The 14,338-nt window shown below is 39.2% G+C and carries 27 protein-coding genes; all 27 read right to left on the reverse strand.

The genetic code is table 11. From position 1 onward, the window contains the following. Positions 1-2 precede the first annotated feature (2 nt). The 27 genes from rplO to J6569_RS06530 all read right to left on the reverse strand — a co-directional run bounded on the left by rplO (position 3) and on the right by J6569_RS06530 (position 14,322). Positions 3-437: a 50S ribosomal protein L15 gene (gene rplO, locus J6569_RS06400; RefSeq protein WP_174799328.1), complete on the reverse strand. Its 435-nt coding sequence runs from the start codon at positions 435-437 to the stop codon at positions 3-5. 5 nt (positions 438-442) lie between these two features. Continuing rightward, positions 443-622 (reverse strand): 50S ribosomal protein L30, encoded by a 180-nt coding sequence (rpmD, locus tag J6569_RS06405; protein ID WP_025314400.1) that lies wholly within the window; start codon positions 620-622, stop codon positions 443-445. 6 nt (positions 623-628) lie between these two features. Then, positions 629-1,129, reverse strand: a complete 501-nt coding sequence (gene rpsE / locus J6569_RS06410; RefSeq protein WP_034911141.1) for a 30S ribosomal protein S5 — start codon at positions 1,127-1,129, stop codon at positions 629-631. 14 nt (positions 1,130-1,143) lie between these two features. Continuing rightward, positions 1,144-1,497 (reverse strand): 50S ribosomal protein L18, encoded by a 354-nt coding sequence (rplR, locus tag J6569_RS06415; RefSeq protein WP_025314398.1) that lies wholly within the window; start codon positions 1,495-1,497, stop codon positions 1,144-1,146. Between the two features lie 9 nt (positions 1,498-1,506). Next, positions 1,507-2,040: a 50S ribosomal protein L6 gene (rplF, locus tag J6569_RS06420; RefSeq protein WP_174799327.1), complete on the reverse strand. Its 534-nt coding sequence runs from the start codon at positions 2,038-2,040 to the stop codon at positions 1,507-1,509. A gap of 11 nt (positions 2,041-2,051) precedes the next feature. Further along, on the reverse strand, positions 2,052-2,444 hold the full coding sequence (gene rpsH / locus J6569_RS06425) for a 30S ribosomal protein S8 (protein WP_034911147.1): 393 nt from the start codon (positions 2,442-2,444) through the stop codon (positions 2,052-2,054). A 17-nt stretch (positions 2,445-2,461) separates the two neighbouring features. Continuing rightward, positions 2,462-2,767, reverse strand: a complete 306-nt coding sequence (gene rpsN / locus J6569_RS06430; RefSeq protein ID WP_025314395.1) for a 30S ribosomal protein S14 — start codon at positions 2,765-2,767, stop codon at positions 2,462-2,464. Positions 2,768-2,778: 11 nt separating this feature from the next. Then, on the reverse strand, positions 2,779-3,318 hold the full coding sequence (gene rplE, locus J6569_RS06435) for a 50S ribosomal protein L5 (RefSeq protein WP_025314394.1): 540 nt from the start codon (positions 3,316-3,318) through the stop codon (positions 2,779-2,781). Between the two features lie 17 nt (positions 3,319-3,335). Further along, positions 3,336-3,650: a 50S ribosomal protein L24 gene (rplX, locus tag J6569_RS06440; RefSeq protein ID WP_065561017.1), complete on the reverse strand. Its 315-nt coding sequence runs from the start codon at positions 3,648-3,650 to the stop codon at positions 3,336-3,338. Positions 3,651-3,660: 10 nt separating this feature from the next. Then, entirely contained in the window at positions 3,661-4,032 is a 372-nt protein-coding gene (gene rplN, locus J6569_RS06445) for a 50S ribosomal protein L14 (protein WP_025314392.1), read from the reverse strand. Between the two features lie 196 nt (positions 4,033-4,228). Continuing rightward, positions 4,229-4,489, reverse strand: coding sequence for a 30S ribosomal protein S17 (gene rpsQ / locus J6569_RS06450; RefSeq protein WP_034911151.1), 261 nt, complete (start codon positions 4,487-4,489; stop codon positions 4,229-4,231). Between the two features lies 1 nt (position 4,490). Continuing rightward, positions 4,491-4,682 carry a 50S ribosomal protein L29 gene (gene rpmC / locus J6569_RS06455; protein WP_034902373.1) on the reverse strand — a complete coding sequence of 64 codons (192 nt, stop codon included), beginning with the start codon at positions 4,680-4,682 and terminating at the stop codon, positions 4,491-4,493. Continuing rightward, entirely contained in the window at positions 4,683-5,093 is a 411-nt protein-coding gene (rplP, locus tag J6569_RS06460) for a 50S ribosomal protein L16 (RefSeq protein ID WP_034911153.1), read from the reverse strand. A 12-nt stretch (positions 5,094-5,105) separates the two neighbouring features. Further along, positions 5,106-5,843 carry a 30S ribosomal protein S3 gene (gene rpsC / locus J6569_RS06465; RefSeq protein ID WP_065561018.1) on the reverse strand — a complete coding sequence of 246 codons (738 nt, stop codon included), beginning with the start codon at positions 5,841-5,843 and terminating at the stop codon, positions 5,106-5,108. Positions 5,844-5,857: 14 nt separating this feature from the next. Beyond that, the gene (gene rplV, locus J6569_RS06470) at positions 5,858-6,190 is read right to left on the reverse strand and encodes a 50S ribosomal protein L22 (protein WP_034947997.1); all 333 of its coding nucleotides are present in this window, start codon (positions 6,188-6,190) and stop codon (positions 5,858-5,860) included. Between the two features lie 13 nt (positions 6,191-6,203). Beyond that, positions 6,204-6,482 (reverse strand): 30S ribosomal protein S19, encoded by a 279-nt coding sequence (rpsS, locus tag J6569_RS06475; protein WP_024496505.1) that lies wholly within the window; start codon positions 6,480-6,482, stop codon positions 6,204-6,206. A gap of 19 nt (positions 6,483-6,501) precedes the next feature. Then, positions 6,502-7,326 (reverse strand): 50S ribosomal protein L2, encoded by an 825-nt coding sequence (rplB, locus tag J6569_RS06480; protein WP_034911158.1) that lies wholly within the window; start codon positions 7,324-7,326, stop codon positions 6,502-6,504. An 18-nt stretch (positions 7,327-7,344) separates the two neighbouring features. Continuing rightward, positions 7,345-7,647, reverse strand: coding sequence for a 50S ribosomal protein L23 (gene rplW / locus J6569_RS06485; RefSeq protein WP_034885052.1), 303 nt, complete (start codon positions 7,645-7,647; stop codon positions 7,345-7,347). After that, positions 7,644-8,246, reverse strand: a complete 603-nt coding sequence (gene rplD, locus J6569_RS06490; RefSeq protein WP_034911160.1) for a 50S ribosomal protein L4 — start codon at positions 8,244-8,246, stop codon at positions 7,644-7,646. The genes rplW and rplD overlap by 4 nt, the downstream gene beginning before the upstream one ends. Positions 8,247-8,262: 16 nt before the next feature. Then, on the reverse strand, positions 8,263-8,889 hold the full coding sequence (gene rplC / locus J6569_RS06495) for a 50S ribosomal protein L3 (RefSeq protein ID WP_034911162.1): 627 nt from the start codon (positions 8,887-8,889) through the stop codon (positions 8,263-8,265). A gap of 31 nt (positions 8,890-8,920) precedes the next feature. After that, positions 8,921-9,232, reverse strand: a complete 312-nt coding sequence (rpsJ, locus tag J6569_RS06500) for a 30S ribosomal protein S10 (protein WP_006120582.1) — start codon at positions 9,230-9,232, stop codon at positions 8,921-8,923. 367 nt (positions 9,233-9,599) lie between these two features. Next, on the reverse strand, positions 9,600-9,938 hold the full coding sequence (fdx, locus tag J6569_RS06505) for an ISC system 2Fe-2S type ferredoxin (protein ID WP_174799325.1): 339 nt from the start codon (positions 9,936-9,938) through the stop codon (positions 9,600-9,602). A 14-nt stretch (positions 9,939-9,952) separates the two neighbouring features. Beyond that, positions 9,953-11,812 (reverse strand): Fe-S protein assembly chaperone HscA, encoded by a 1,860-nt coding sequence (gene hscA, locus J6569_RS06510; RefSeq protein WP_296318061.1) that lies wholly within the window; start codon positions 11,810-11,812, stop codon positions 9,953-9,955. Positions 11,813-11,848: 36 nt separating this feature from the next. Further along, positions 11,849-12,367: a Fe-S protein assembly co-chaperone HscB gene (gene hscB, locus J6569_RS06515; protein WP_296318062.1), complete on the reverse strand. Its 519-nt coding sequence runs from the start codon at positions 12,365-12,367 to the stop codon at positions 11,849-11,851. Positions 12,368-12,382: 15 nt separating this feature from the next. After that, positions 12,383-12,706, reverse strand: a complete 324-nt coding sequence (gene iscA, locus J6569_RS06520; RefSeq protein ID WP_065561024.1) for an iron-sulfur cluster assembly protein IscA — start codon at positions 12,704-12,706, stop codon at positions 12,383-12,385. Then, a complete protein-coding gene (gene iscU, locus J6569_RS06525; RefSeq protein WP_034911174.1) occupies positions 12,706-13,092 on the reverse strand; it encodes a Fe-S cluster assembly scaffold IscU in 387 nt (128 codons plus the stop codon). The genes iscA and iscU overlap by 1 nt, the downstream gene beginning before the upstream one ends. A 15-nt stretch (positions 13,093-13,107) precedes the next feature. Continuing rightward, entirely contained in the window at positions 13,108-14,322 is a 1,215-nt protein-coding gene (locus J6569_RS06530) for an IscS subfamily cysteine desulfurase (RefSeq protein ID WP_065561025.1), read from the reverse strand. Positions 14,323-14,338 lie beyond the last annotated feature (16 nt).

The following is a 14,338-nucleotide window of genomic DNA, read 5'->3' on the forward strand; positions in this document are numbered from 1 at the left end:
AATTATTCCTCAATTTTTCCGCCAGCAGCTTCAATTGCAGCTTTAGCACCTTTAGTTACTCGAATACCGCGAATAGTTACTGGTTTGGTTACTTCTCCAGATAACATGATTTTTGCATATTCGATATGTGAATTAATCACATTTGCAACTTTTAAGCTATTTAGGTCAACAATATCGCCTTCGACTTTCATCAAATCTGAAAGACGAACTTGAGCTGTAACTTGAGCTTTACGTGAGGTAAAACCAAATTTTGGTAAACGACGATATAAAGGCATTTGACCACCTTCAAAGCCGCGACGAACGCCACCACCTGAACGAGATTTTTGACCTTTAATACCACGAGTACCAGTTTTACCTAATCCTGAACCGATTCCTCGACCCAGACGTTTTGGTGCATGCTTTGAACCTTCAGCAGGAGATAAAGTATTTAAACGCATTACTATTACTCCTCCACTTTAACCATGTAATAAACTTGGTTTACCATACCACGAATTGCAGGAGTATCCTCGCGCTCAACAGTATGACCAATACGACGTAATCCTAGACCTACTAATGTCGCTTTATGCTTAGGCAGACGACCTATAGAACTACGAGTTTGTGTAATTTTAATTGTTTTTGCCATGGTTAATTACCCCAAAATTTCTTCGACGGTTTTACCACGTTTAGCAGCAACCATTTCTGGTGATTTCATACTTTCTAAGCCATCAATAGTTGCACGAACCACATTAATTGGGTTAGTAGAACCATATGCTTTAGCTAGAACGTTACGAACTCCAGCAACTTCTAAAACTGCACGCATCGCACCACCGGCGATAATACCAGTACCTTCTGATGCTGGTTGCATATAAACACGAGAGCCTGTGTGAGCACCTTTAACAGGATGCTGTAAAGTATCGTTATTTAAAGCAACATTAATCATATTGCGACGTGCTTTTTCCATTGCTTTTTGGATTGCTGCTGGCACTTCACGTGCTTTACCATATCCAAAACCTACGCGGCCATTACCGTCACCAACAACTGTTAGTGCAGAAAAACTAAAAATACGACCACCTTTTACAGTTTTAGAAACTCGGTTAACTGCGATTAGTTTTTCCTGCAGTTCACCAGCTTGTTTTTCGATGTTTGACATCTTTAACTCCTACCTTAGAACTGTAGGCCAGCTTCGCGAGCAGCATCTGCTAGCGCCTGAACTCGACCATGATATTGGAAACCTGAACGATCAAATGAAACTTCTTTGATATCTTTTGCTAACGCACGTTCAGCAATTGCTTTACCAACTGCTGCTGCAGCGTCTTTGTTTCCTGTGTATTTTAAACTTTCACTGATAGCTTTTTCTAATGTAGAAGCGGCTGCCAGTACTTCTGATCCGTTTGGTGCGATAATCTGCGCATAAATATGACGCGGAGTGCGGTGAACTACCAAGCGAGTTGCAAGTAGTTCATGCATCTTGCGACGCGCTTTAGTTGCACGACGGATACGAGCTGATTTCTTATCCATAGTGTTACCTTACTTTTTCTTAGCTTCTTTAGTACGCACAACTTCATCTGCGTAACGAACACCTTTACCTTTATAAGGTTCAGGACGACGATAAGCACGGATATCAGCAGCTACTTGCCCGATTAACTGTTTATCAGTACTTTTTAATACGATTTCAGTTTGAGATGGACACTCAGCTGTTACACCTGCAGGTAATTGATGTTCAATTGGATGTGAATATCCAAGAGATAAACTAATTGTATTACCTTTCACTTGTGCACGATAACCGACACCAACTAGCTGAAGTTTTTTAGTAAAACCTTCAGTAACACCAATAACCATTGAATTAATCAAAGCACGCGCAGTTCCAGCTTGAGCCCAAGCATCTGCAAAACCAACACGAGGAGCAAATTTAATTTGTCCTTCTTCTTGATTAATCACAACAGCATTATTTATTGTGCGAGATAATTCGCCATTTTTACCTTTAATCGTAATTACCTGACCATTGAGTTTTACCTCTACGCCAGCAGGAACAACGACAGGTGCTTTTGCAACACGAGACATTCTTTTCTCCCTTACGCTACGTAGCAGATAATTTCACCACCAAGACCTGCTTGGCGTGCTGCACGATCAGTCATAACACCTTTAGAAGTAGAAACAACTGCGATACCTAATCCTGCCATAACTTTCGGCAATTCATCTTTACGTTTATAAATACGTAAACCTGGACGGCTAACACGTTTGATACTTTCTACAACAGCTTTACCTTGGAAATATTTTAAAGTAATTTCCAGTTCCGGCTTAGTGTCACCAACAACTTTAAAGTCCCCAATATAACCTTCTTCTTTTAGCACATTGGCAATTGCCACTTTTAGCTTAGAGGAAGGCATGGTGACTGCAACTTTATTCGCAGATTGACCATTACGAATACGGGTCAACATATCTGCTATAGGATCTTGCATGCTCATCTATAACACTCCCCTGATTACCAACTTGCCTTTTTAAGACCAGGAATCTCACCACGCATGGCTGACTCACGAACCTTAATACGGCTTAAACCAAACTTACGAAGGACGCCATGAGGACGACCAGTTTGACGACAACGACGACGTTGACGTGATGGACTAGAATCACGAGGAAGCGTTTGCAATTTAAGCACTGCATTCCAACGATCTTCATCTGATGCATTAAGATCAGAGATAATCGCTTTTAATTCTTGACGCTTTGCAAAATATTTTTCTGCTAGCTTTACGCGTTTCTTATCGCGTTCAATCATTGATTGTTTAGCCATTATGCCCTACCTTACTTACGAAATGGGAAGTTAAAGGCAGATAATAAAGCTCGGCCTTCTTCATCTGATTGTGCAGTAGTGGTGATAGTAATATCTAAACCACGAACACGATCAACTTTGTCATAATCGATTTCAGGGAAAACGATTTGCTCACGAACACCCATGCTATAGTTGCCACGACCATCAAAAGATTTTGCGCTTAAACCGCGAAAATCTCGAGTACGAGGAAGGGCAATATAAACTAGACGCTCAAAAAATTCCCACATACGTTCGCCACGTAAAGTGACTTTACAACCAATAGGATACCCTTGACGGATTTTAAAACCAGCAACTGATTTGCGTGCTTTAGTGACTAGTGGTTTTTGACCACTGATTGCAGCTAAATCTGCAACAGCATTATCTAATAATTTCTTATCAGTAATTGCTTCACCCACACCCATATTCAAGGTGATCTTTTCGATCCGAGGGACTTGCATGACAGATTTGTAGCCAAACTGTTCTTGCAGTTTATTTACTACCTGTGCTTTGTAGTAATCATGCAGTTTCGCCATCGTACACTCCAAATTACTTAATTGATTAATTCATTAGTAGACTTATAAAAACGGACTTTTTTACCGTCTTCAATACGAAAGCCTACGCGATCTGCTTTGCCTGTAGCTGGATTAAAAATTGCCACATTAGAAACATTGATAGCTGCTTCTTTTTCAACAATTCCACCTTCTTGATTTAATGCAGGTACTGGTTTTTGATGTTTTTTCACCAAATTGATACCTTCAACAATCACTTTGCCTGTAGACAAAACACTCTTAACTTTACCGCGTTTACCTTTATCTTTGCCAGTTAACACGATAACTTCATCTTCTCGACGGATTTTCGCTGCCATTACCCGCTCCTTACAGTACTTCTGGTGCTAATGAAATGATCTTCATAAACTTCTCAGAGCGAAGTTCACGAGTGACCGGTCCAAAAATACGCGTACCAATCGGTTGCTCACTGTTATTATTTAAAATAACACAAGCATTGCGATCGAAACGAATGACAGATCCATCAGGGCGACGAACACCTTTTCTAGTGCGCACAACAACAGCTTTAAGTACATCACCTTTTTTAACTTTACCACGCGGAATTGCTTCTTTAATGGTAACTTTGATGATATCGCCTACTGCTGCATAACGACGGTGCGATCCACCGAGAACCTTGATACACATTACGCTACGTGCGCCAGAGTTATCGGCAACATCTAGCCTAGTCTGTTCTTGGATCATTTTAATGCTCCGTATAAATTAATTATTGTCTAATCTACCTTCATCCACCTCAACTACCATGGATAAGAATAGACAACCAAAAACCCACTTACGTGAGGATGCATAGTATAACACCACTCAAATAAAATGGATAGCATAAAATAAACGGCCGTTCAGCCGTTTATTATATTATGTACAGTTTTCAATCAAAAAAAGATTAAATAACTGCTTTTTCAACGATTCGAACAAGAGTCCAAGATTTGGTTTTTGATAATGGACGACACTCTTTAATCTCTACAGTATCACCAATACCACACTCGTTGTTTTCATCATGTACATGCAATTTAGTCGTACGTTTAATGAACTTACCATATAACGGATGCTTCACTTTACGTTCAATAGCTACAGTAATAGATTTATCCATTTTGTCGCTAATAACACGACCTTGCTGAGTACGAATTTTTACTTCAGTAGTCATATTACGCACCCGCCTTTTCAGTTAATAATGTTTTAACACGTGCAATATTACGACGCACTTGTTTTAACATATGAGTCTGTGTTAACTGACCTCCAGCTAATTGCATACGTAAGTTAAATTGCTCACGTAATAAATTAAGAAGTTCAGTATTTAACTCTTCAACGCTTTTTTCGCGTAGCTCTTTTGCTTTCATTTACATCACCGTCTTAATCACAAAGGTGGTTTTAATTGGCAGTTTTGCAGCTGCCAACGCAAATGCTTCACGAGCAACTTCTTCCGGTACACCGTCCATTTCATAAAGGACTTTACCTGGTTGAATCTGAGCAACCCAGTATTCAACGTTACCCTTACCTTTACCCATACGCACTGCAAGTGGTTTTTCGGTAATTGGTTTATCAGGGAAAACTCGAATCCAGATTTTACCTTGACGCTTAACTGCACGAGTCATTGCACGACGTGCTGCTTCGATCTGGCGCGCAGTCAAACGACCACGACCTACAGCCTTAAGACCGAATGTACCGAAACTAACGTCAGTACTTACAGCAAGACCACGATTGCGGCCCTTGTGCACTTTACGGAATTTTGTACGCTTTGGTTGTAACATCAGCGACGCTCCTTATTGTTTTCGGCCTTTTCGCTGCTTTTTCGGTTGAGCAGCAGGTTGTTTTTCTGCTTGTTCAACGGCAGCCATACCACCAAGGATCTCACCTTTGAAGATCCACACTTTAACACCAATAATACCATAGGTAGTTAATGCTTCAGATAAACCATAGTCAATATCAGCTCGTAATGTATGTAAAGGTACACGACCTTCACGATACCATTCGCTACGAGCAATTTCAGCACCGCCTAAACGACCACTTACTTCGACTTTGATACCTTTAGCACCCGCCTTCATTGCATTTTGAACCGCACGTTTCATAGCACGACGGAACATAACACGGCGTTCTAACTGAGAAGTAATGCTATCAGCAACTAATTTAGCATCAAGTTCTGGTTTACGAACTTCAGCAATATTAATTTGTACTGCAACATCACGTTTTTCTCTTTTGTCTTTATATTTATTGACAATAGAAGCTACGGCATTACGTAATTTTTCAACGTCCTCGCCTTTTTTACCAATCACGATACCCGGACGAGCAGTGTGAATAGTAATACGAACGTTAGTTTCTGCTGAACGGTCGATCACAATCTTAGAGATTGACGCTTGAGATAATTCTTTATTTAAGAATTCACGCACTCTAAAATCACTTTCTAAATTATCAGCGAATGTCTTTGTACCCGAATACCATGTAGATGTCCAAGGCTTGACAATGCCTAATCGGATACCATTTGGATTTACTTTTTGACCCATTGCTATTCTCCAGCCTAGCGATCTGAAACGATCACGGTGATGTGACTCGTACGCTTCAAAATTCGATCTGCACGACCTTTCGCACGAGGCATAATACGCTTCATGGTTGGGCCTTCATCTACGAAAATCTTCGCAACTTTTAGATCATCAATATCAGCACCATCGTTATGCTCTGCGTTAGCAATAGCAGACTCTAATACTTTTTTAACAAGTACAGCCGCTTTTTTATTGGTGTACGTTAAAATATCTAGTGCCTGAGACACATTCTTACCGCGAACAAGATCTGCAACTAAGCGAACCTTTTGTGCAGAAGAACGAGCGTGGCGGTACTTTGCAATTGTTTCCATCTCTTTCTCCTACTTATTTCTTCTTAGCTTTCTTATCAGCCGCATGGCCGCGATAAGTACGAGTCGGCGCGAATTCACCCAATTTATGACCAACCATTTCGTCGGAAACATAAACTGGAACGTGCTGACGACCATTATGGACAGCGATGGTCAAACCGATCATGTTAGGAAAGATCGTTGAACGACGGGACCAAGTACGAATTGGTTTCTTGTCCCCGCTTTCCACCGCTTTCTCTACCTTCTTCAGCAAGTGTAGGTCAATAAAAGGACCCTTCTTGAGAGAACGTGGCATAGCTAATCCTCTATATTAATTATTTCTTATTGCGACGGCGAACAATATACTTATCAGTACGTTTGTTGCTACGCGTTTTCAATCCTTTGGCTTTTTGACCCCATGGAGACACAGGATGTTTACCAAAGTTACGACCTTCACCACCACCATGTGGGTGGTCTACCGGGTTCATTGCTGTACCACGAACAGTAGGACGAACACCACGCCAACGCGTTGCACCCGCTTTACCTAATACACGAAGCATATGCTCTGAATTACCAACTTCACCAATAGTGGCACGACAATCAGATAATACTTTACGCATTTCACCTGAACGTAGACGTAATGTTACATAAGCACCATCACGCGCAACGATTTGAACATAACTACCAGCAGAGCGAGCAATTTGTCCGCCTTTACCTGGTTTCATTTCAATATTATGCACAGTAGAACCGACTGGGATATTGCGCATTGGTAAACAGTTACCTGTTTTAATTGCTGCATCAACACCAGATTGGATCTGATCACCTGCTTTTAAGCCTTTAGGCGCTAAAATATAACGGCGTTCACCGTCTTTATATAAAACCAATGCAATATTTGCACTACGGTTTGGATCATATTCCAAACGTTCAACAACTGCTGGAATACCATCTTTATTACGCTTAAAGTCAACAATACGATAATGTTGTTTATGACCACCACCAATGTGACGGGTAGTGATACGACCATTATTATTGCGACCACCAGTTTTGCTTTTTGAATCAAGCAACGGTGCATAAGGTTTACCTTTATGCAACTCTGGGTTAACCACTTTAACAACGTGGCGACGACCCGGAGATGTAGGTTTACACTTAACAACTGCCATTGTTCTTACTCCTCCGAATTACTCAGCGACGCCAGCAAGGTCTAAATTTTGACCTTCTGCTAAAGTAACGTAAGCTTTTTTCCAGTCGCTACGGCGACCGATTTGTTGACCACGACGTTTAACTTTACCTTTAACAACAAGTGTATTAACGTCATCTACTTTAACTTCAAATAGTTGTTCAACTGCGGCTTTAATCTCTCTCTTAGTAGCATCTTTAGCAACTTTCAATACTAATGTATTTGTTTTTTCCATTGAAATAGATGCTTTTTCAGAAACATGTGGTGCTCGCAGGACTTTAAGCAGACGCTCTTCACGAATCATGCTAACATCTCCTCTACTTGTTTAACGGCATCAACTGTGATAACCACTTTGTCAAATGCAATCAAACTAACTGGATCAATACCTGCCACATCACGCACATCAACTTTATGTAAGTTACGTGCTGCTAAGAAAAGATTTTCATCAACTTCAGAAGCGATAATAAGAACATCATTAAGATTCATATCGTTTAATTTCTGAGTTAATAATTTAGTCTTAGGTGCTTCAACAGTAAATGTTTCAACCACAACTAAACGTTCTTGACGCACTAATTCAGAGAAAATACTCTTTAATGCACCACGATACATTTTACGGTTAACTTTTTGGCTATGATCTTGTGGTTTTGCTGCAAATGTTACACCACCACTGCGCCAGATTGGGCTCTTAATTGAACCTGAACGAGCACGACCGGTACCTTTTTGACGCCATGGTTTTTTACCTGAACCAGCGATTTCTGCACGAGTTTTTTGTGCGCGAGAACCTTGACGAGCAGCAGATGCATAAGCAACAACTACTTGATGAACTAACGCTTCATTAAACTCACGTCCGAAGGTAGTTTCGGAAACAGAAAGCGCTTTCGCGTCTTTTACTACTAATTCCATCTCTATCTCCTCGACGTTAAGCCTTGATTGCCGGTTTAACAATTACGTCACTATTGATTGCGCCAGGAACTGCACCTTTAATTAATAAAAGATTACGTTCAGCATCAACACGTACAATATCTAAGTTTTGAACAGTTACACGTTCATTACCTAGGTGACCTGCCATTTTACGACCTTTAAACACTTTACCCGGAGTTTGGTTTTGACCAATAGAACCATGACCACGGTGTGCCAAAGAGTTACCATGAGTAGCATCTTGAGTACGGAAATTCCAACGTTTAGTAACGCCAGCAAAACCTTTACCTTTAGATGTTCCAGTAACATCAACTTTCTTAACGTCAGCGAAGATATCAACGTTAATACTTTGACCTACAGAAAATTCGCCTTCTTCAAAACGGAATTCCCATAGACCACGACCAGCTTCAACGCCAGCCTTAGCGAAATGACCTGCTTCAGGTTTGTTTACGCGGCTTGCTTTTTTGCTGCCAGTAGTAACCTGAATAGCTTGATAACCATCATTCTCAAGTGTTTTAACTTGAGTAATGCGGTTGCTTTGAACTTCAACTACGGTGACAGGAATAGAAACACCATCTTCAGTGAAGATACGCGTCATTCCTACTTTACGACCGATTAAACCAATCATTATTTCGACCTCTCAATCATTCAGCTTAGGATTAACCTAAACTGATCTGCACATCAACACCGGCAGCAAGGTCTAGACGCATTAAAGCATCAACTGTTTTTTCAGTTGGCTCAACAATATCAACTAGACGCTTATGAGTGCGAATCTCGTACTGATCACGCGCATCTTTATTTACGTGTGGAGAAATCAATACAGTGAAACGCTCTTTGCGTGTCGGTAATGGAATAGGACCACGAACTTGCGCACCTGTGCGCTTCGCAGTTTCTACAATTTCAGCAGTTGATTGATCAATCAGACGATGATCAAACGCTTTTAACCGGATACGGATTCTTTGGTTCGACATGAGACCAGAGCTCCATTATTTAAAAGTTATAACAAAAGACTACTCCTCTTTCCCTGTTTCGATTGACAGGAGAGTGTAATCCGTTCTTTTTCGTAACCCCCAAATCGGGAGTATTGTTGATATAATTAGCTATTTTTTATATAACAATTATATCTTTTTCTCATTTGCTTACATAAAGGCAATAAACAAAGTGAGCCGATTATACTCTGTTAGTTAACTAACGGCAAGGAATAAATACAGATATTTGGGTTTAAAGATGGGAAGCTTTTTCTGGTTATTAATTTACAATTACCAAATTTCAATCAAATAACCAGATTTAATGTTATTTTTATATTAACCCATAATGGATAATCATTATGATAACTTCCTAATGATCTTCTTTGGCATGATTAAGGCTATATCTTGGGATTTCGACCTCTAAATCTTCATTCGTGACACGAGCTTGACAGCTTAAACGACTATGCAGTTCAACTCCCCATGCTTTATCTAACATATCATCTTCTTGCTCATCGCTTACTTCAAGCGAATCAAATCCCTTACGCACAATACAGTGGCATGTTGAACAAGCACATGACATTTCACAAGCATGCTCGATTTCAATATCATTGCGCAATGCCACTTCTAAAATGGATTCGCCTTCTTGGGCATCAACAGTTTTTCCATCTGGACAAAGCTCCGCATTCGGTAAAAAAGTAATTTTTGGCATAATAATCTCGTTAGTTAAATATCATCAACGTTATGGCCAGTTAACGCATGTCGAATTGACCTATCCATTCGCTTAGCTGCAAAATTTTGTGTTACTTTATCAACAATTTTAATTTGTTTTTCAATTGCATAACTGTCATTTGACTCACTTACAGCTTGTAATTGATGCTTAGCAATTAAAATATGGTTTAGTTCACTTTCATCTAATAAGTCAGCATCTTTATCTAAAGCACTTTGCAAGCTTTCAAGCACTCTAGCTGCCTCAACTTTTTGTTCAGCAAGTATTCGAATCTGTTTATCTTGCTGTGCGTAACTGATTGAATCTTGAATCATATCGGCAATTTCATTATCAGTCAGTCCATATGAAGGTTTTACTTGGATAGCAGCTTCAATACCCGTTGATTTTTCCATTGCTGTTACACTTAATAAACCATCAGCATCAACTTGGAAAGTCACCCTAATGTGCGCACCACCAGCAGGCATTGCTGGAATACCTTGCAGAGTAAAACGAGCCAAAGATCGACAATCAGCAACACTTTCACGTTCTCCTTGTAAAACATGAACCATCATCGCGGTTTGACCATCTTTAAAAGTTGTAAACTCTTGAGCTCTTGCACACGGAATTGTACTATTACGTGGAATAATTTTTTCGACCAATTCACCCATGATCTCAATGCCTAACGACAATGGGATCACATCAAGCAATAACATATCTGAATCGGGTTTATTGCCAACCAAAATATCGGCCTGAATAGCTGCACCAATAGCAACTACTTTATCAGGATCGATAGATATCAAGGGATTAGTTTTAAAATAATTCCCTACTAATTCTCGCACTAATGGCACACGAGTAGAGCCGCCAACCATAACAACTTCAACTACTTCATCCACATTAATCTCGGCATCTTTCAATGCACGGCGACAAACAGCTAAAGTGCGTTTAACCAATGGCTCAATTAATTGTTGAAATTGCTGGCGAGTAATAGTCAAAGATTGATTATCCAGAGAAAATACAGCTAAATCTTGCTCACTTAATAAAATCTTTATTTCGGTAGCTTGGCTACTGATTTTTTGATTAATATAAGGATCTATATTATTAGTTAATCCTAATTTCTCTTTTATATAGTCAGCAAGTAGCCGATCAAAATCATCACCACCAAGAGCTGAGTCACCGCTAGTTGCTAGAACCTCAAAAACACCTTTATTTAAGCGTAAAATAGAAATATCAAAAGTACCGCCACCTAAATCATAAACAGCGATTATACCTTCCTTCCCTGAATCTAAACCGTACGCAATCGCAGCGGCTGTAGGTTCATTAAGTAGGCGCAATACATGCAAACCAGCTAATTTGGCAGCATCTTTTGTTGCTTGCCGTTGTGCATCATCAAAATAAGCTGGCACAGTAATAACCACACCATCAATTTCACCTTGTAAACTCTCTTTTGCTCGCTCAGCTAACGCTGTCAAAATTTCTGATGAAACTTGTATTGGATTTACTTGCTCATTAGGCAAATTTAATAAAGGAACACCATTTTCAGTTTGTGAAAAAGTATAAGGAAATTGTGATAAATCTATATCAGATAAACTTCGCCCCATTAATCTCTTAATAGAGCTAACTGTATTTTGCGGATCATTCACAGCATTATCTTTGGCATTTTTTCCAATCGTGATAACAAAGTTATCATCATGATCGATGCCATAATGCACAACGGATGGCAATAGCGGATTACCTTCTAAATCAGGCAATACCTCTGCTTGTCCACTTCGTACCGTTGCTACTAATGAATTAGTTGTACCAAGATCAATTCCTACAGCAAGGCGGCGCTGATGTGGTAGTGGAGTTTGTCCTGGTTCGCTGATCTGTAATAATACCATTTAATCTATCTCTATCGATATGTTACTTATCTTAAATTATAAATCAAATTGCTTTTCTTGTAACTTTTCGATTTGTTCAATCAATCTGGCAAGATAGCGAATTTTATAGATCTGATTAAGTGCTTTTGACCAATCTTGATTAGTAATAAATTGTAATAATTCGTTATAAACTATCTTTTGACAAGCAACAATCTCAGCATAAAAATCATCTAATAATTCAAAATTATCTTTACGTTCGATATCATCAAGTCTTTCACGTAAAAAAAATTGCTCCATTAAAAAATCAGTATCATGAATAATACTTTGTTCAGTTGCTACGTCAAAACCTTGTAGAGATAAAAAATACTCAGCGGCTTTAATTGGATTTTTTAACGTATGATAACCATCATTAATGATTGCTGACTTTTGAACAATTGCCACTTTATCAATATCGTTTCCAACAGCAAAATTATCTGGATGATATTGCTTTTGCAATTGCTGATAATGAGTTGTTAGTTGAGCGACATCCACCGGCAATTGAGCTGGCAAACTAAATAGCTCGAAGTAATTAACCATAATTATTGTGCCCGATTACACATTAAAGCTTTCGCCACAGCCACATTCGTGCTTCGTATTAGGATTATTAAACTTGAAACCTTCATTTAATCCTTCTTTAACAAAATCAAGTTCAGTACCATCAATATAAACTAAGCTTTTTTTATCCACGATAACTTTGACATGTTTATCTTCAAAGACACTATCATCATCATTAATCACATCGGCAAACTCTAAAACATAAGCCATACCAGAACAACCAGATGTTTTAACACCTAATCGTAACCCAACACCCTTTCCACGATTAGCCAAAAAAGCTTGAACACGATCAGCTGCGCTATTAGTCAATGTGATTGCCATTAACGTTGTCCTTTTTTGGTTTTGTAGTCATCAATAGCAGCTTTAATTGCATCTTCCGCTAGAATTGAACAGTGAATTTTAACCGGAGGTAAAGCAAGTTCTTTAGCAATATCCGTATTTTTGATAGCTTCTGCTTCGTCTAATGATTTACCTTTTATCCATTCTGTAACCAAAGAACTTGATGCAATTGCACTACCACAACCATAAGTTTTAAACTTAGCATCTTCAATAATACCGTTGTCATTCACTTTGATTTGTAGACGCATCACATCACCACACGCTGGTGCGCCAACCATACCACTACCAACATTAGGATCATTTTGATCAAACGAACCAACGTTACGTGGGTTTTCATAATGATCAACAACTTTTTCACTATATGCCATAATTTACTCCCAATTTTAATGTGCTGACCATTTAATCTTTGTTAAATCAACGCCATCTTTAAACATTTCCCAAAGAGGCGATAAATCCCTTAATTTCCCAATAGATTCTCTGATTAATTTAATGACATAATCAATTTCTTCTTCTGTGGTAAAACGACCAATAGAAAATCGAATTGAACTATGAGCCAGCTCATCATTAAGCCCTAATGCTCGTAATACATAAGACGGCTCTAAACTCGCAGATGTGCATGCAGAACCAGAGGAAACAGCTAAATCTTTTAAAGCCATCATCAACGATTCGCCTTCAATGTAAGCAAAACTCACATTTAAGATATTTGGCACACTGTGCTCCAAAGAACCATTTAAATAAACCTCTTCAATGTCTTTTAAACCATCCCATAAACGATTTTTTAAAGCCAATAAACGAGGCATTTCAGTAACCATCTCTTGTTTAGCTATATGATACGCTTCACCCATGCCCACAATTTGATGCACAGGTAAAGTACCAGAGCGCATGCCTCGTTCATGACCACCGCCATGTATTTGAGCTTCAATACGAACACGCGGTTTACGCCTTACATAAAGCCCACCAATACCTTTTGGTCCATAAATTTTATGACCAGAAAATGACATTAAATCAACTTTTAAGTTAGCTACATCAATTGGTAATTTACCAACAGACTGGGTTGCATCAACATGAAAAACAATACCTCTTTCACGGCACATCTCACCAATTTTTTCGATGTCTTGTATTACACCCGTTTCATTGTTGACATGCATAATTGATACAACGGTTGTATCACTACGCATAGCCGTTGCAAGTTTATCAAGATCAAGGATCCCATCGGATTCTGGCGTTAAATAAGTTACTTCATAACCTTCTCGCTCAAGTTGGCGACAAGTATCAAGCACAGCCTTGTGCTCAGTTTTACAAGTAATAATGTGCTTACCTTTGGCTTGATTAAAATGAGCGGCACCTTTAATTGCTAAATTATCAGCTTCAGTTGCCCCTGACGTAAAGACAATTTCGCGTGAATCAGCACCAATAAGATCGGCAATTTGATTACGGGCAATATCAACGGCTTCTTCAGCTTGCCAGCCAAATTTATGGGAACGAGATGCTGGATTACCAAATATACCGTCTGGCGTTAAATACTGCATCATTTTTTCAGCAACTCTAGGATCTACAGGCGTTGTCGCTGCATAATCCATATAAATAGGTAGTTTCATTAATTACTCCCAATGA

Origin of the sequence: Gilliamella sp., from assembly GCF_024104075.1 — a bacterium.
In the GTDB taxonomy this organism is placed as follows: domain Bacteria; phylum Pseudomonadota; class Gammaproteobacteria; order Enterobacterales; family Orbaceae; genus Gilliamella; species Gilliamella bombi.